This window comes from Clostridium tepidiprofundi DSM 19306 (assembly GCF_001594005.1).
GTDB classification, from domain to species: domain Bacteria; phylum Bacillota; class Clostridia; order Clostridiales; family Clostridiaceae; genus Clostridium_AC; species Clostridium_AC tepidiprofundi.
The window spans coordinates 36,319-54,884 of sequence record NZ_LTBA01000018.1; the positions used below are offsets into that span (position 1 = coordinate 36,319).

Sequence of the window (18,566 nt, forward strand, 5' to 3'; positions counted from 1 at the left end):
ATACTTCTTATAATTGTTATTTTGGCATTGTTGTCAATATAGATTTGATATGATAAAATTTTATGGTAACGCTAATAGAGAGGGGGGCCTTATATGAAGAAATTTTCAAGCGTAACGGCCTGGATGATAGTATTATTATTGGTTATTTTTGCAGGAGTAGCACTTCTTCAGACAAATAAAAATGTTAGTGGCATGACGTTTGATCAGTTTAAAGTACATTGGAATGCAAATGAAATTAAAAGTGCTTCAATACAACAGGATGGAAGTGTTGCAATAGTATCTGGAGAGTTGAAAAATGGTACTAGATATGAAACTACTGTTTCATCAGGGCTATTAGATAGGTTCATTGATAAGTATGATATTACAGGTATAAGGGTGAATTATATAAGACCGCAAAGTATGCCTATTTGGCTTCAGTATTTACCGTCAATATTATTGATTCTTATGTTGGTTGCTTTTTTCTTTATGTTTATGCAGCAATCACAGGGTGGAGGAAACAAGGGGGTTATGAATTTTGGCAAGAGTAGGGCCAAAATGGTAACACCTGATAACAAAAAAGTGACTTTTAATGATGTAGCAGGAGCAGATGAAGAAAAGGAAGAATTAGCTGAAATTGTAGACTTTTTAAAACAACCTAAAAAGTATATTGATATGGGGGCGAGAATACCAAAGGGAGTTTTATTGGTTGGTCCTCCAGGAACAGGTAAAACATTGCTTGCAAGAGCGATAGCAGGAGAAGCTGGAGTTCCATTTTTCAGTATTTCAGGTTCTGATTTTGTTGAGATGTTTGTTGGTGTTGGTGCTTCAAGGGTTAGAGATTTATTTGAGCAAGCCAAGAAGAATTCACCATGTATTGTTTTTATAGATGAGATTGATGCTGTTGGAAGGCAAAGAGGAGCAGGTTTAGGTGGCGGACATGATGAAAGAGAGCAGACATTAAATCAATTATTGGTTGAGATGGATGGATTTTCGGGTAATGAAGGAATAATAATGATTGCTGCCACAAATAGGCCAGATATATTAGATCCGGCGCTTCTTAGACCAGGAAGATTTGACAGACAAATATTAGTCGGTGTTCCAGATGTTAAGGGAAGAGAGGAAATACTTAAGATTCATTCTAGAGATAAGCATATTGCAGAAGATGTTGATTTAAAAGTACTTGCAAAGAGAACACCAGGATTTACTGGTGCTGATCTAGAAAATCTTATGAATGAAGCAGCTCTTTTGACGGTTAGAAGAAGAAAAAAAGTTATTGGTATGGATGAATTGGAAGAAGCGATAACAAGGGTTATTGCAGGACCTGAGAAGAAGAGTAAGGTTATAAGCGAAAAAGATAGAAAGATTACTGCTTATCATGAGGCAGGGCATGCTGTAGTTATGAATTTCTTACCTAATTGCGATCCAGTTCATGAAATAAGTATAATTCCACGTGGAATGGCTGGAGGATATACAATGCATCTTCCTGAAGAAGATACAGTATATACATCTAAGTCAAAACTTCTTGATGAAATGGTTGGATTATTAGGTGGTAGAGTTGCTGAAAAGCTTATAATAGGCGATATTAGTACGGGAGCGAAAAATGATATTGATAGAATGAGTTCTATTGCGAGGAAAATGGTTACTCAATATGGTATGAGTGATGAGCTCGGACCACTATCATTTGGTACTGGTCATGAAGAAGTTTTCTTAGGAAGAGACATTGGTCATGAGAGAAATTACAGTGAAGAGATTGCATCAAAGATAGACAGAGAGGTATCTGGACTTTGTATGGAAGCATACAACAAGGCAGAAGATATATTAAATAAACATATTGATAAACTTCATGCTGTGGCAAAAGCGTTGCTTGAAAGAGAAAAACTATCTGCTGAAGAATTCAATGCTATTATTAGAGGAGAATCGCTAGTATCGTTTGAAATGAATAATAAAGAAGAGAATGAAAATGAAGAAAAGAGTGAAAACGAAGATATGCCAAAAGGCGAGTAAATAGATTTTTTAAAGAGAATTAGTATTAGGCATTTTCAAAAAAATAACTAGTCAGTATGCTAGTCTATTTTGCGAACTACTTCATCGTTGGAACCCGTTGATAGAACCTACTATCAGCGGAACCCAACTCTTTGTATTTCACAAAATATACGTCGCATCTTTGACTTGTTATTTTCTTTCAAATGCCTTAGTATGGGAGAATAATTATATTAAAATTATTCTCCCTAAATTTTTTATCAAATGTTATAGTAGGATATTGCTATATTTGTTATAATACAGTTAGAAGGTTTTCTTTTCAGTTAGAAGGTTTTCTTTTCAGTTAGAAGGTTTTCTTTTGTAGAATTAAACAGGGAGGTGAATCCTGATTTATAAAAAATCGGGAATGCGTATGGAATTTAATTTGCGAGAAGGATTAGATTGGACTGAAGAAATTACAGTTATGGATAAGGATACAGCTGCTAAATATGCATCGGGTTCAGTTAATGTTTTTGCTACTCCTGCAATGGTTGCATTAATGGAATGTGCTTCAAAAAATTGTGTTGATAAGTTTTTACCAGAAGGTTTTTCTACTGTAGGAATAAAAATAAGTACAAGTCATATCAAAGCAACTCCTGTAAATATGAAGGTTAGATGTCAAGCAGTACTTGAAAAAATTGAAGGTAAGAAATTATTTTTTAAAGTTACTGCATGGGATGAAGAGGATAAAATCGGAGAAGGGACTCATGAAAGATACATAATTAATATTGAAGATTTTATGAAAAAAGTCAATAGATAAATGATAGCGTACAGGGAACAATAATATTAATTTCCTGTACCTATTTTGTATATAAGCGTTTTTAATGATTTACCATATTAAATTATTTTTGCAAGGAGTGAGTATAATGAAAAGTGATATTGAAATTGCACAAGAATCTAAAATGCAACCAATAGTTGAAATCGCAAGAGGACTAGGACTTTCAGAAGATGATATTGATTTATATGGCAAGTATAAATGTAAAATATCTCTTGATGTTCTAAAAAGGAATTATGATAAGAAGGATGGAAAGTTAATTTTAGTTACAGCAATTAATCCAACACCTGCGGGAGAAGGAAAATCAACAGTAACTATTGGACTTAGCCAGGCATTGAACAAAATAGGTAAGAAAACTGTCGCAGTATTAAGAGAACCTTCTTTAGGACCTGTATTTGGAATTAAAGGAGGAGCAGCAGGAGGAGGATATGCACAAGTAGTACCTATGGAAGATATAAATCTTCATTTTACTGGTGATATGCATGCAATAACTGCGGCTAATAATTTGTTGTCAGCTGCAATAGATAATCACATACATCAAGGCAATAAATTAAAAATTGACAGCAGAAGAATATTATTTAAAAGAGTAATGGACATGAATGATAGGGCTTTAAGACAGGTCATTGTAGGATTAGGTGGAAAACCAAATGGATTTGTTAGAGAAGATGGTTTTATGATAACTGTAGCTTCGGAAATAATGGCTATATTATGTTTGTCTAAGGACTTGATGGACTTGAAGAGGAGAATGGGTGATATATTAGTTGCTTATAATATTGATGGAGAACCAGTATACTGCAAGGATTTAGAAGTTAATGGAGCTATGGCTTTACTTATGAAAGATGCCATAAAACCTAATCTTGTTCAGACATTAGATAATACACCTGCAATAATTCATGGAGGACCTTTTGCAAATATTGCACATGGATGTAATAGCTTGATAGCAACTCAAACTGCATTAAAACTTTCGGAGTATGTAGTAACTGAGGCTGGATTTGGAGCTGATTTAGGAGCTGAGAAGTTTTTTGATATAAAATGTAGATATGGTGGTTTAAAACCAAATTGTGTTATAATTGTTGCTACTATAAGAGCTCTTAAGCATCATGGTGGGGTTAAAAAAGATATGCTTAATGTTCCTAATGTTGAAGCATTATCTGTTGGAATCGCAAATTTAGATAAGCAGATTGAGAATGTACAAAAATTTGGATTGCCTGTTGTTGTAGCCATTAACAAGTTTGCTCATGATTCAGAACAAGAAATAGAATTCATTAAAGAGTTTTGCAATAATAAGAATATACCTGTATCGTTAACTGAAGTTTGGGGCAAAGGTGCAGAAGGTGGGCTTGATCTTGGTAATAAAGTTATAGATGTTATAGAAAATAAACCAAGTGATTTTAAAGTGTTGTACGATTCTAATAAGGATATAAAAGAAAAGGTAAATACGATTGCAACTGAAATTTATGGTGCTGATGGTGTAGAGTATACAAAGACAGCATTGAAACAGATTAAAGAAATAGAGAAATTAGGATTAGATAAACTCCCTATTTGTGTTGCAAAGACTCAAAAGTCTTTATCTGATAATCCTAAGCTTTTGGGTAAGCCTACGGGATTTAATATTACTGTAAAAGAAGTAAGGGTATCTAATGGAGCTGGATTTATAGTTGTATTGACTGGAGATATAATGACTATGCCTGGACTTCCAAAAGTACCAGCTGCTAATAAAATGGATATTATTGATGATGGAACTATAATTGGATTGTTTTAAAAATCATAAAAATAGCTGCACTTTTTAGTGCAGCTATTTTTATAAATTCACAGAAAAATGAAATAAAACTTGCATATAAAACTATGCAAAATTCATTTTTTATGATATTATTATCATGGGTCGAATTTTTATGTGTTATTTAATGGGAGGCAAATATATGGATAAGATTGAAAAATTGCAAAAAATCATGCAAGAACGCGGTGATATTGATAATACTGACAAAAAAGAAATGCAACATAATCTACATAAATTAACCGCAAGAGAAAGAATTCTTTTGTTATTGGATGATGGGTCTTTTATTGAATTTGGTTCCTTAATTAAGGGGAATGGTGATGGAGTAATCACAGGATACGGGACAGTCAATGGTAGGCTTGTTTTTGTGTATAGTCAGGATTACACGGTAAGTGGTGGTGCTTTAACAAAGTATAATTGTGAAAAAATATACAATATAATGGATATGGCTGGAAAAATGGGTGCGCCTTTGGTACAGATTTTTGATTCAGTGGGAACGAAATTAACAGAAGGTTTAAATGTTTTAAAGGAGTATGGTAAGATATTGAATAAAAATGCTTCTTTATCGGGAGTAATTCCTAGAATAGCCATTGTAGCTGGAGCATGTGTTGGTTCAGCAGCGTTAAATTGTACTATGAGTGACTTTTCAGTAATTGTTAAGAATTCTGGTGAGGTTGGATTGACATCAATAAATAAACTTATTGAACAAGAAGAGAAGTATGTTGATAAAAGCATGTATGCTGATGCTGAAAATAGTGTTCATAATGGCAATGTTCAAATGTATGCTAATGATGAGAAAGAAGCATTAAACATAGTAAAAAAAATAATAGAATATATTCCTTCAAATAATTTAGAGTCTTCTCCTTTAGCGAAAGAAGTTTCTGATTTGAATGTTTTGAATGAGAAATTAAATTCTATGGTGAGAAATGATAAATGTGATATTTTTGAAATAGTTAGTGAAATCTCAGATAAAGCTAGTTTAATAGAGATAAATAAAGAATGGGAAAAATCTGTAATGACATTGTTGGTTAAAATAAATGGACGAACTGTTGGTATAATAGGAAATAACTCAAAACACAAGTCTGGTATCAATATGAAGTTTGCTGATAAAATATCAAGATTTGTTAAGATGTGTGATTGTTTTAATATACCAATATTATCATTAGTTGATACAAAAGGTTTTGCTATAAGTATTGATGAAGAAAATAACGGATTTGCGTTATACGCTTCAAAAATAGTATACTCTCTTGCAAGTGCTAGGGTGCCTAAAGTTTCACTAATTATTGGTGAGGCATATGGTTCAGGATATTTAGCGTTAGCAAGCAGAGAAGTTGCTTTTGATATTACATTAGCATGGCCTAGTGCTAAAATATCATTAACGGAACCTGAGGGTTTGATTAAAACAATATACAGAGAAGAGATTTCTGCTTTAGATAATCCTAAAAAAGAAGAAGATACTATAATAAAAAAATACATAGATGAAGTTACAGATCCTTTTAAGGCTGCAGAAAAAGGATTGATTGACGATATTATCATGCCTTCTGAAACAAAACCAAGATTATATGCTGTATTAGATATGTTACTAACAAAAAGAGAATTAAGATATCCTAAAAAGCATGGCAGTGAGTTGATATAGGGGGGAGAAAATTATGACTTTTATGGGAGCCCTTAATGTAACCATAGTATCTATGGTTATAGTGTTTTCATTACTTGCGTTTTTAATGGGAATTATATATTTACAAACTTATTTGATAAAAGTACTACCAATAGTTTGGAATAAAATTGTAAGTATATTTAAAAGCATATTTAAAAGTAAGAATCATAAACAAGTTCGTAATGATGAATTTAATGATATAAGCAATGAAGGAGATTCTGTTGTTTCTGATGATTGTGATTCAAATATTTCTAGTAATGATGAATTGGAAATAGTTGCTGCAATAATGGCTGCGATATCAGAATATACAGATATACCTGAACAAAGATTAGTGATAAAGAGCATAAAGAGAGTAAATTCTAATAATTCAAGATGGGTAAATGCGGATTTATTTTAAGTCATTCTAAATATTAATTTTAATTAGTGTGAGTGGGAGGAATTAGAGATGAAGAAATATGTGATTAATGTTAATGGGAATAGATATGAGGTAGAAGTTGAAGAAGTTCAAGGAGATTTTACAGAGGTTTCTACAAATGCTGTAGCGTCAAAGCCAGTACAACAAGATAGTAAGGCTTCATCTAAGCCAGCACAACCTAAAAAAGCATCTGCAGAAGGTGAAAAGGTAGAATGCCCAATGCCAGGTACTATTCTTAGTGTAAATGTAAAAGAGGGAGATAGTATTAAAAAGGGAGATGTATTATTTGTATTAGAAGCTATGAAGATGGAAAATGAAATTATGGCTTCGCGTGATGGAAAGGTAATAGAAGTTGATGTTGCAAAAGGTGTACAAGTAAATACTGGGGATGTATTGGCAGTTATTGAATAAAGGGAAGAGAGGGAATTCTAATGCATGTTCTTATAGATTTGTGGAAATCTTCGGGATTTATGGCTATAGATCGTAGACAAGTAATTATGCTATTGATAGCTTGTTTTTTGATAATTTTAGCTATCAAAAAGAAATATGAACCACTATTGTTGCTTCCTATTGCTTTTGGTATGATTCTAACAAATTTACCATTGGCTAATCTTATGAATCCACCAACGGGTGGTGAACCAGGAGGTTTATTATGGTATTTATATCAGGGTATTGAAAGCGATATTTATCCTCCTTTGATTTTCCTAGGTGTTGGTGCTATGACGGATTTTGGACCACTCCTTGCTAACCCATCAAGTATATTCATGGGAGCTGGCGCGCAGTTTGGTGTTTTCTTTGCATTTATGTGTGCTGTTCTGCTTTTCGATTTTTCTCCACAGGAGGCAGCAGCTATTGGGATTATAGGAGGAGCTGATGGACCTACAGCAATATTCTTATCTAGTAAATTAGCAAAAGAGCTTGTAGGACCTATTGCTGTTGCAGCGTATTCATATATGGCATTGGTTCCAATGATACAACCTCCTATTATGAAGCTTTTGACTACCAAAGAGGAAAGAATGGTTAAAATGGGACAGCTAAGACAAGTTAAAAAGATAGAAAAAATTATATTCCCAATTGTCGTTGCTGTAGTTGTAATATTATTACTTCCACCGGTTGCTTCATTAATAGGTATGTTAATGCTTGGTAATTTATTTAGAGAATCAGGTGTTGTTGGAAGATTATCAGATACTGCTCAAAATGCATTGATTAATATTATAACTATATTTTTAGGTCTTACTGTTGGTGCTACAGCAAAAGCAGAAATATTTTTGCAACCTAGAACAATGGGAATTATAATATTAGGTATGGTTGCATTTGGTATAAGTACTGCAGCAGGTGTACTTATAGGAAAGATTATGTACAAACTTAGTGGAGGTAAGATAAATCCACTTATAGGGGCTGCAGGAGTTTCGGCTGTTCCTATGGCTGCAAGGGTAGCTCAGAAGGTAGGACAAGAAGAAAATCCAGGGAATTTTTTACTTATGAATGCAATGGGACCTAATGTAGCAGGTGTAATTGGTACTGCTGTTGCAGCAGGTATTTTATTAAAACTATTTGGTTAAATTAAATTATGTTTATAACCCTAGAAGAATATTGCCGTGCCTATTATGACTTCTAGAGGTATTTTAAAGCTCTTCGTTAGCCCGAACGAAGAGCTTATCAATTGTGGTTGCATTTTTTCGTTGTAATATATATGCTAAAAATCTGAATTGTGAATAGAAGTATTGCATTTATGTGCTTGACAAATAGTAAGTAATTGTTAAAATTATAGTATTGGCTGAATTTGATTCCGACTTAAGGCATTTGAAAGAAAATAACAAGTCAAAGATGCGACGTATATTTTGTGAAATACAAAGAGTTGGGTTCCGCTGATAGTAGGTTCTATCAACGGGTTCCAACGATGAAGTAGTTCGCAAAATAGGCTAGCATACTGACTAGTTATTTTTTGAAAATGCCTAATAAAGAGCAGCTGTATGCTGCTCTTATATAATATAATAGGCTGCAGGTGGTGAAGTTAATGATTTTTGTTTTAGATGTTGGGAATACTAATATAGTCTTAGGAGTTTATAAAGATGATGATTTAATAGCGGAATGGAGATTGTCTACTGATCCCAAAAGAACATCTGATGAATATGGTGTTCAAGTATTAAAATTATTTAACAGTAAAGAATTAAATCTTGATGAGGTAGAAGGAGTTATCATATCTTCTGTAGTTCCAAATACAATGTACTCGCTAGAGCATATGATTAGAAAATTTTTAAAAGTGGATCCTGTTGTAGTTGGTCCTGGAGTGAAAACTGGAATAAATATAAAATATGATAATCCAAAGGAAGTTGGAGCAGATAGAATAGTTAATGCAGTTGCTGCACATGAAAAATATAATAAACCACTAATAATAATAGATTTTGGGACAGCTACTACATTTTGTGCTATTACAGCTAAGGGAGATTATTTGGGTGGAGCAATTTGTCCAGGATTAAAAATATCATCTAGGGCTTTATCTGAAAATGCCGCTAAATTACCAGAGGTAAAGCTTGTTAAACCACCTAAGGTCATTTGCAAAAATACGGTTTCTAGTATGCAGGCGGGAATTATATATGGATATGTAGGGCAAGTAGATTTTATTACCGATAAAATGATTAATGAAATGATAGAATATGGAGAAGAAAAACCACTTGTGATTGCCACAGGAGGGCTTGCAAAATTGATTTCCAAAGAATCTTCAAAAATTGATAAAGTTGAGTCTTTTTTAACGTTGGATGGGTTGAAGATTATATATGAAAAAAATAAGGAGTAATTTTTGATGAAAATATCAAATCTTATTTTTGATAGTGAAGTTTTTTTGGCACCTATGGCAGGTGTTACTAATGTAGCTTTTAGAGAAATATGTGTTGATATGGGATGTGGACTAACATATACTGAAATGGTTAGTGCTAAAGGTTTATATTATGGAAGTGAAAACACTGAAAATCTTATGAAAGTTTCGCAAAAAGAAAAACAAGTAGCAGTTCAGATGTTTGGAAATGACCCATATATTATGGCTAAGGTATGTTATGATTATTTCAATAACAATAGTAAATTTTGCTTGGTTGATATCAATATGGGATGCCCTGTGCCTAAAATTGTTAGGAATGGAGAAGGAGCAGCATTGATGAAAGATATTAAGCTTGCTTCGCAAATAGTGAAAGAAGTAAAAAAGGTTTCAACTAAACCTGTTACGGTAAAATGTAGGATAGGCTTTGATTCTAATAGTGTAAATGTAGTGGAATTTGCAAAAGCCATTGAAGAAGCTGGGGCGGATTGCATTGCTGTGCATGGAAGAACTAGAGAGCAGATGTATGAGGGGAAAGCTAATTGGGATATAATAGGTAAAGTAAAGCAAAATGTATCAATACCTGTTATTGCTAATGGTGATGTTTTTTCTGCTGATGATGCTATTAATATTAAAGAGGTTACAGGGTGCGATGCTGTTATGGTTGCTAGGGGCGTAAAAGGAAACCCATGGCTTATAAAACAAATAAACCAAATATTTAATGGTGAAGAAGTTATTTATCCAAATGAATTTGATAAAATAGATATGTGTATAAAACATTATAAATTAGCACTTGAATATGATGGAGAGTACAAGGCGGTTAGAGAGATGAGAAAACATGCTGCATGGTATATAAAGGGAATGAAAAATTCTACAGAAATTAAAAATAGTATAAATTCTAGTGAGAGTATTTCTGAAGCTATTAATATTTTAGAGGATTATAAGATAATGCTAGAAAAGATTTATTCAAAATAAATCAGGCATGTTGACATTACAATTATACTGATTTATAATTATACAAATGATTTTACAATGTGTTTTTTTTAATAATTTAGCAGACATAATTGGTATACAAATGAGTATGGCATAAATAAGCATAATAATAGTAGTAAGTTAATAGCTGAAAGGAGTTGAAGCCGTATTACGGTGTAGATATGGGAGAAGAGAAGAAGTTTTTAATGACACGTGAAGGGATTCAAAAACTAGAGGATGAATTAGAATATTTAAGAACAGTTAAGAGAAGTGAAATAAAAGAGAAGATTAAAGTTGCTCGTTCCTTTGGTGATTTAAGTGAAAATGCTGAGTATGACGAAGCAAAGAATGAACAGGCTTTTGTTGAGGGAAGGATAGCACAAATTGAAAATACACTTAGACATGCTGAAGTGGTTGACGAAAGTGACATTAATGATGCTATTGTAAATATAGGTTCTAAAGTATTAGTTAAGGATTATGAGTTTGATGAGGAAATTGAATTTAAAATTGTTGGTTCAGCAGAAGCTGATCCTATGGAGTATAAAATATCGAATGAGTCACCTGTAGGTAAATCACTTATTGGCAAAAAAGTGGGAGACATAATAGAAGTTGAAATTCCGGGTGGAACTAGTAAGTATGAGATACTAAAAGTGAGTAGAGATTAGGAGGTATTTTTTAATGGCAGATGAAAAGCAATTAACAAAGGAAGAGCTTAAGCAGATTAAACTTCAGCAGAAACAAGAAAAAGAATATAATGAACAGATGCTTCAAAGAAAGCAAAAACTTGAAGAATTGCAGGCAAAGGGGAATGATCCTTTTAGTGTTTATGAAGTTGAGGTTACACATTCTTCAAAAGAGATTAAAGAAAATTATGATGAATTAGAAGGTAAACAGGTTACTATTGCAGGAAGATTAATGTCAAAGAGAGTACACGGAAAAGCTGGATTTTCTGATATCCATGATAAAGATGGTAAAATGCAGCTATATATTAAAATAAATGATGTGGGTGAAGAAAAACTAAAAGAATATAAATCATTTAATATAGGTGATTTGGTTAGTGTAACAGGAACAGTTTTTAAAACAAAGACTGAAGAAGTGTCTGTTCACATTAGTGATTTTAAATTGATAGCGAAATCATTAAGACCACTTCCGGAAAAATGGCATGGATTAAAAGACCCTGATTTAAGATACAGACATAGAGAAGTAGACATTATAATGAATCAAGATGTTAGGGATGCTTTTATAAAAAGGACAAAGATTATCAAAGCCATAAGAGAGTTTTTGGATAATAGAGGTTTTATGGAAGTAGAAACTCCTATTCTTTCACCTATTGCTGGTGGGGCAGCAGCAAGACCATTTGTTACACATCACAATGCACTTGATATTGATATGTATTTAAGAATAGCTACTGAATTATACTTAAAAAGATTGATAGTAGCAGGTTTTGACAAGGTTTATGAGATGGGTAAAAACTTCAGAAATGAAGGAATTGATATAAGACATAATCCTGAATTTGAGGCTATAGAGTTATATCAAGCATATGCTGATTACAATGACATGATGGAAATTACTGAAAATATGGTAGCTTATGTGTGTGAAAAGGTTCTTGGTACAACAAAAGTAACTTATCAGGGTACTGAAATAGATTTTGCTCCACCTTGGAGAAGGATTACTATGGTAGAAGCAGTAAAGGAATATGCTGGTATAGACTTTGAACAAATTAAATCAGATGAAGAAGCTAGAAAAATTGCGAAAGAAAAGGGAATTGAGCTTAAAAAGGAACTAGAGTATTGTACAAAAGGTGAAATTTTAAATGCTATGTTTGAGGAATTCGCTGAAGAACACCTAGTACAGCCTACATTCTTGTGTGATTATCCTGTTGAGGTATCGCCTTTGACTAAGAAAAAGAGAGGCAATGATGAATTAACTGAAAGATTTGAGGGCTTCGTTTTTGGTAGAGAAATATGTAATGCTTATTCTGAATTAAATGATCCTATAGTCCAGAGGGAAAGGTTTACACAGCAAGCTAAGGCAAGAGAACTTGGCGATGATGAGGCATATGTTATTGATGAAGATTTTATGTATGCTCTTGAAATAGGTATGCCTCCAACTGGTGGATTAGGAATAGGTATTGATAGATTGATTATGTTCTTAACAGATGCATATTCAATTAGGGATGTAATTTTATTCCCAACAATGAAACCATCAAATTAGTTTGTTGAAAATGAATTATCTTTAAAAGAATATTATAATTTTCATTAAAATGTTTGATGTTTGATGCTGGTTTTAATAAAAATAAATATTTAGTACAATGAAGGAGAAGAGTAATAATAATATCTTTTTCAGAGATACTGTGGGTGGTGTGAACAGTAAAAGATTTATTATGAATGGAGCTCTAGAGTGCTATAACTGTGAGTTGGGCTTTTGCCAAGAAGGGTGGAACCGCGGAAAGAATTTTTCGTCCCTTTATGGTAAAAGCCTTTGTTTATATAGTTAAGGCATTTTCAAAAAATGACTAGTGCAGATTTTCCTAAGTAAATAAGTTAGTCGAAGTGAAAAACCAATGAAATATAACAACGGCAGAGGGTAAAATTTTAAAAAGATATGGAATTAAATCTTTAAAATTATTATGGAGATTTAATAAAATATATGGGTTTAAAAAAATCGTTAGATTAAAAATTAAACAGAAAGGAGTAGGTTATGTTTTGTTACGATTTTCATAACCGGGCAATTATTATGGCAGTAGAAAAAACTATGGATAAAATCGTTTCATTGTGTAAAACTAGAGGATTTATTTTCCAAGGATCTGAAATTTATGGTGGATTAGCTAATGCGTGGGACTATGGTCCATTAGGAGTTGAATTTAAAAATAATGTAAAAAAAGCATGGTGGAAAAAATTTGTTCAAGAAAGTCCATACAATGTAGGATTAGATTGTGCAATATTAATGAATCCTGAAACATGGGTTGCTTCAGGTCATTTGGGAAATTTTTCTGATCCGCTAATGGATTGTAAAGCTTGTAAAGCTAGATTTAGAGCAGATAAATTAATAGAAGATTACATGGTAGAGCATGGCGAACAAAATGCTAATGCTGATGGATGGTCAAATGAAGAATATGAAAAATATATAGAAGAACATGACATTGTTTGTCCTAAGTGTGGTAAGAAGGATTTTACTGGTATTAGGAAATTCAATCTTATGTTTAAAACATTTCAAGGTATAACAGAAGATAGTAAATCAGAAATATACTTGAGACCGGAAACAGCTCAAGGTATATTTGTTAACTTTAAATCTGTACAAAGAAGTTCTAGAAAGAAGATACCTTTTGGTATTGCACAGATAGGTAAATCATTTAGAAATGAAATTACTCCTGGTAATTTTACATTCAGGACTAGAGAATTTGAACAAATGGAATTGGAATTCTTCTGTGAGCCAGGAACTGATTTGGAATGGTTTGCGTATTGGAAAGAATACTGTATGAACTTCTTATTAAATTTAGGTATTCAAAAAGAAAATATTAGATTTAGAGATCATGAAAAAGAAGAGCTGTCATTTTATAGTAATGCTACGACCGATATTGAATATTTATTCCCATTTGGTTGGGGTGAATTGTGGGGTATAGCTGATAGAACGGACTATGATTTAAAACAACATATTGAACATTCAGGTGTTGATATGAGTTATTTAGATCCTCAGACTAATAAAAAATATGTGCCATATTGCATTGAGCCATCACTTGGTGCTGATAGGGTAGCTCTTGCTTTCTTGGTTGATGCGTATGATGAAGAGGAATTAGAGAATGGGGATGTTAGAACAGTACTTCATTTACATCCAGCATTGGCACCGTTTAAGGCGGCTATTTTACCTTTATCTAAAAAATTATCTGATAAAGCACAGGAAGTTTATGCAATGTTGAGTAAACATTTTAATGTGGAGTATGACCAAACGGGTAGCATTGGTAAGAGATATAGGAGACAAGATGAAATAGGAACTCCTTATTGTATAACAATAGATTTTGATACATTGGAAGATAATACAGTTACTATAAGAGATAGGGATACTATGGATCAAGTGAGAATAAAAATAGATGAATTAACACATTTCATATATGAGAAGATTGATTTCTAGAAAATTAAGTATAAGTATAAAAAGACACGCACTTGTATGCGTGTCTTAAAAAATAGCAAACAAAAAAACCGGAAAAAATCCGGTTTAAGGGGTTAATCATGGGGATCATTGATATGTAATGATTATGGGGATATATTAATATTTAATAACTTATTAGCAAACATCTTCTAACGACAATACAGAGTATAACACATTACTATTAGAATATGCAATAGTATAAATTAAAGTTTTTATATTAATTATTTTCAATCAATTTAGATAATAATATTAATTATTAGACAAAAATAGTGATTGTTTTTACTTTGAGAAACTATCAACTTGATAACGAATAAAGGGAGTGCTATAATGAATTTATAGTAATTATTGGAAAGAGATTTAACTAAATTAATAATGATTTGTGTCAAGAATTTAACTTTAGATTAATTTTATGGAGGAAATCATGAAAAAGGAATTCACTGAATTTAAAGAGTTTATAAAAGGTAAAAATGTTGGAGTAGTTGGAGTAGGGGTTAGCAATATTCCTTTAATATTTTTCTTAGTCAAATTGGGAGCTACAGTTACTGCAATGGATAAAAGAACAGAGGCGGAATTTGACGATAGAATAATTGAAGAATTCAGGGGAAAAGGAGTAAGGTTAATATTAGGAGATAATTATTTAGATGATTTAACTGAATTTCAGGTTATTTTTAAAACACCATCTATGCGAATAGATAATACTGCATTAATAAAAGCTAAAAAAAGTGGGGCATATATTACTTCGGAAATGGAAGAATTCGTAAAATATTGTCCTGCTAAAACTTTTGGGGTAACTGGTAGCGATGGTAAGACGACTACTACAACTATAATTTATAATATTTTAAAAGAGGAAGGATATAAGACATGGGTTGGTGGAAATATTGGAACTCCATTGTTTTCAAAGATTGAAGAGATGAATGAGCAGGATAAGGTTGTATTAGAATTATCGAGTTTCCAACTTATGACTATGGATGTTTCTACGGATGTTGCTGTTATGACAAATTTAACTCCTAACCATTTAGATATGCATAAGGATATGAAAGAGTATATAGAAGCAAAGAAGAATATTTTTAAGTACCAAAAGAAGGATGATATATTGGTATTGAATAAAGATGACGCTATTGTAAAGTCCATGTATGATGAGGCTAAAGGAAGAGTTTCGTGGTTTACACTAAATGGGAATATTGAAGATGGAGCATATCTCGAAAATGATAAATTATTTATCAAAGGAAAAGAAGTGTGCAAAAGTAATGAGGTTAAATTGATAGGCATTCATAATATAGCAAATTTATTGGCAGCATTTTGTGCTGTGTATGATGATGCTAGCATCAAGAGCATGCGAAAGGTGGCAACAACATTCAAAGGTGTTGAGCATAGATGTGAATTTGTTAGAAGAATTGAAGGAGTAGATTATTATAATGATTCAATAGCTTCAAGTCCAACTAGAACATTAGCAGGATTAAGGGCATTTAAAAAACCTGTTATTTTGATTGCAGGTGGATATGATAAAAATATACCGTTTGAACCTTTGGCTGAAGGTGGGTATGAAAAAATTAAAACTCTTATATTATTAGGTGTTACTAAAGACAAAATAAAGAAAGCATTTGATGATGTTAGCAAATCAAAAGTTTATGAAATTGATATTATATCAGTTAATACCTTAGAAGAAGCTGTTAATGTGGCGAGGAAAATTGCCCAAAAAGGCGATATAGTTACTTTATCACCTGCTTGTGCAAGTTTTGATATGTTCAAAAATTTTGCTGAAAGAGGCTTAGAATTCAAACGAATAGTTAACAACTTAATTAGTGAATAGTTAATAGTGAATAAGGAATAGTAAAGGTTGAAATTGCTACGCAATTTCTTTAAAAAGAAGATTGCCAGTTACAAGTCGGCTAGTTACCAGCTAATGTTGAAATCGTTACACGATTTCCTTAATAAAGAGTGCCAGTTGACCAGTTTGCTAGTGGCTAGTTGATGATGAAATCGCTAAACGATTTCTTGAATGCAATGTGCTAGGGTGTCAATTACTAGTTACTAGTTAGTTTCGAAATTACTACGTAATTTATTTAAATAAGAGTACTGGTTTGCTGGTATCTAGCTACTAGATAAGTGATAAGTAAATATTAATCAAGATACCAAATTTGCACTATTGAATGCAATATAAAAACATTTGGTTATTATAAGTATATAGTAATCAAGTTACAAATCTGCACTAGCAGTCTAGCCCACTAGCCCACTAGTCCTCTAGCAAACTTATTTTAGTGCTTAGCACCTAAAATAGATACTGGTATACAAATGGCAAATCTGTATTGGAGACTGGAGATTAGAGACTGGAGACTAATAAATAGTTGCCAATCGCCAAAGTAGATTGTGACTTTGATGAAAACTAATATAAGAGTGTCAGTTTTCCAGGTGGCTAGTTACCAGTTAATGATGAAATCGTTATACGATTTTCTTAATAAAGATTGCCAGTTGACTAGTTTGCTAGTGGCTAGTTAATGATGAAATCGTTATACGATTTCTTGAATGATAGATTGTAAGTTGGTTAGTTTGGCTAGTAAAGGTGTAAATTGTTTTACAATTTATTAAATGAATATAAAGTATTTGCTGGTTGTAAGTATATAACAGTCAAGTCACAAATTTGCACTGGCCCTCTAGCAGCCTGGCAAACTTGCTTCATTTCTAGCACCTAAAACAGATACTGGTATACAGATGGCAAATCTGTATTGGAGACTGGAGACTAGAGATTGGAAACTAAAACAGAGTTGCCAATCGCCAATCACCAATCACCAAAGCAGATTGTTACTTTGATGAAAACTAATACCTAGAACTTTGTTCTTAAATAGATGCTAGTTTTCAAGTTACAAATCTGCACTAGCCCTCTAGTAGCCTAGCAAACTTATTTTAGTGCTTAACACCTAAAATAGATACTGGTATACAGATGGCAAATCTGTACTAGCCGTCTAGCCCTCTAGCAAACTTTATTTTTAAATAGATAATAGTTTTCAAGTTGTAAATCTGTACTGGAGACTGGGGACTAGGGACTAGGGATTTGAGATTAGATAAGCTGGAGACTAAACCAAAATTACCAATCTCCAATCACCAATCGCCAAAGTAGATTGTGATTTTGATGAAAACTAATATAAGAGTGCCAGTTTTCCAGGTGGCTAGTTACCAGTTAATGATGAAATCGTTATACGATTTCTTGAATGATAGATTGTAAGTTGGTTAGTTTGGCTAGTAAAGGTGTAAATTGTTTTACAATTTATTAAATGAATATAAAGTATTTGCTGGTTGTAAGTATATAACAGTCAAGTCACAAATTTGCACTAGCCCACTAGCCCACTAGTCCTCTAGCAAACTTATTTTAGTGCTTAGCACCTAAAATAGATACTGGTATACAAATGGCAAATCTGTATTGGAGACTTGAGATTAGAGACTGGAGACTAATAAAGTTGTAAATGTCAATCACTAGGAGAGATTGTGATTTTGATGGAGATTAGAGATTGGAGACTGGAGATTAAAACCTAGCACCTTGCTTCCTATCCCCTAGAACATTGAATTAAAACATATCCTAGTGTATCAGCATAAGCAAAACGATGAAAAAAGAAACAATTAAAAGTTATATGTACATAATTAATCATATTTATATAAGACATTATAAAATGATTTTATCAATATGATAGAATAATCCTTGTCGCTGCGGCGGACAAAGAAGTTCACAAAGCGGCGATGAGTAAACAGTCGAATGAGAGTTAGAAAAACTTTCAAAAAGCTGTTGACAAGAGCAAAAGTAATTTGCTATAATACAGAAGTCGCTTGAAGCGGCGGAGAAGAAAAGGTCTTTGAAAAGTAAACAGAGTAAGTAAGAAGAACTCGTAATTCTTTAGAGAATAAAGTCAGTAATGGCTTGAGCAAGATAAACTTTTAAATTGAGAGTTTGATCCTGGCTCAGGACGAACGCTGGCGGCGTGCCTAACACATGCAAGTCGAGCGATGAAGCTACCTTCGGGTAGTGGAATA

13 protein-coding genes, 1 rRNA gene and 1 other annotated feature are annotated in these 18,566 nt (G+C 32.7%); all 14 genes read left to right on the forward strand.

The features are described 5' to 3' along the window. Positions 1-93: 93 nt before the first annotated feature. Positions 94-1,983 (forward strand): ATP-dependent zinc metalloprotease FtsH, encoded by a 1,890-nt coding sequence (ftsH, locus tag CLTEP_RS08380; RefSeq protein WP_066825346.1) that lies wholly within the window; start codon positions 94-96, stop codon positions 1,981-1,983. Between the two features lie 388 nt (positions 1,984-2,371). Then, positions 2,372-2,758 (forward strand): thioesterase family protein, encoded by a 387-nt coding sequence (locus CLTEP_RS08385; RefSeq protein WP_066825349.1) that lies wholly within the window; start codon positions 2,372-2,374, stop codon positions 2,756-2,758. A gap of 106 nt (positions 2,759-2,864) precedes the next feature. Continuing rightward, positions 2,865-4,535, forward strand: a complete 1,671-nt coding sequence (locus tag CLTEP_RS08390) for a formate--tetrahydrofolate ligase (RefSeq protein WP_066825351.1) — start codon at positions 2,865-2,867, stop codon at positions 4,533-4,535. A 157-nt stretch (positions 4,536-4,692) separates the two neighbouring features. After that, the gene (locus CLTEP_RS08395) at positions 4,693-6,183 is read left to right on the forward strand and encodes an acyl-CoA carboxylase subunit beta (protein WP_066825353.1); all 1,491 of its coding nucleotides are present in this window, start codon (positions 4,693-4,695) and stop codon (positions 6,181-6,183) included. Between the two features lie 13 nt (positions 6,184-6,196). Further along, positions 6,197-6,598 carry an OadG family protein gene (locus CLTEP_RS08400; RefSeq protein WP_066825355.1) on the forward strand — a complete coding sequence of 134 codons (402 nt, stop codon included), beginning with the start codon at positions 6,197-6,199 and terminating at the stop codon, positions 6,596-6,598. 48 nt (positions 6,599-6,646) lie between these two features. Then, complete coding sequence (locus tag CLTEP_RS08405) at positions 6,647-7,027, forward strand: biotin/lipoyl-containing protein (RefSeq protein WP_066825357.1); 381 nt, start codon at positions 6,647-6,649, stop codon at positions 7,025-7,027. Positions 7,028-7,047: 20 nt separating this feature from the next. After that, positions 7,048-8,178, forward strand: coding sequence for a sodium ion-translocating decarboxylase subunit beta (locus tag CLTEP_RS08410; protein WP_066825359.1), 1,131 nt, complete (start codon positions 7,048-7,050; stop codon positions 8,176-8,178). 455 nt (positions 8,179-8,633) lie between these two features. Then, positions 8,634-9,413 (forward strand): type III pantothenate kinase, encoded by a 780-nt coding sequence (locus CLTEP_RS08415; protein WP_066825365.1) that lies wholly within the window; start codon positions 8,634-8,636, stop codon positions 9,411-9,413. A gap of 6 nt (positions 9,414-9,419) precedes the next feature. Continuing rightward, positions 9,420-10,403 (forward strand): tRNA dihydrouridine synthase DusB, encoded by a 984-nt coding sequence (gene dusB / locus CLTEP_RS08420; protein ID WP_066825367.1) that lies wholly within the window; start codon positions 9,420-9,422, stop codon positions 10,401-10,403. Positions 10,404-10,582: 179 nt separating this feature from the next. Next, positions 10,583-11,065, forward strand: coding sequence for a transcription elongation factor GreA (greA, locus tag CLTEP_RS08425; protein WP_066825369.1), 483 nt, complete (start codon positions 10,583-10,585; stop codon positions 11,063-11,065). 97 nt (positions 11,066-11,162) lie between these two features. Next, on the forward strand, positions 11,163-12,614 hold the full coding sequence (lysS, locus tag CLTEP_RS08430) for a lysine--tRNA ligase (RefSeq protein WP_242863894.1): 1,452 nt from the start codon (positions 11,163-11,165) through the stop codon (positions 12,612-12,614). 88 nt (positions 12,615-12,702) lie between these two features. Next, positions 12,703-12,869: a binding site (T-box leader), on the forward strand. Between the two features lie 267 nt (positions 12,870-13,136). Further along, a complete protein-coding gene (locus tag CLTEP_RS08435; protein ID WP_066825385.1) occupies positions 13,137-14,528 on the forward strand; it encodes a glycine--tRNA ligase in 1,392 nt (463 codons plus the stop codon). A 439-nt stretch (positions 14,529-14,967) separates the two neighbouring features. Continuing rightward, positions 14,968-16,356, forward strand: coding sequence for a UDP-N-acetylmuramoyl-L-alanine--D-glutamate ligase (gene murD, locus CLTEP_RS08440; RefSeq protein WP_066825371.1), 1,389 nt, complete (start codon positions 14,968-14,970; stop codon positions 16,354-16,356). Positions 16,357-18,471: 2,115 nt separating this feature from the next. Then, positions 18,472-18,566: ribosomal RNA gene (locus tag CLTEP_RS08445) — 16S ribosomal RNA — on the forward strand; the annotation flags it as partial.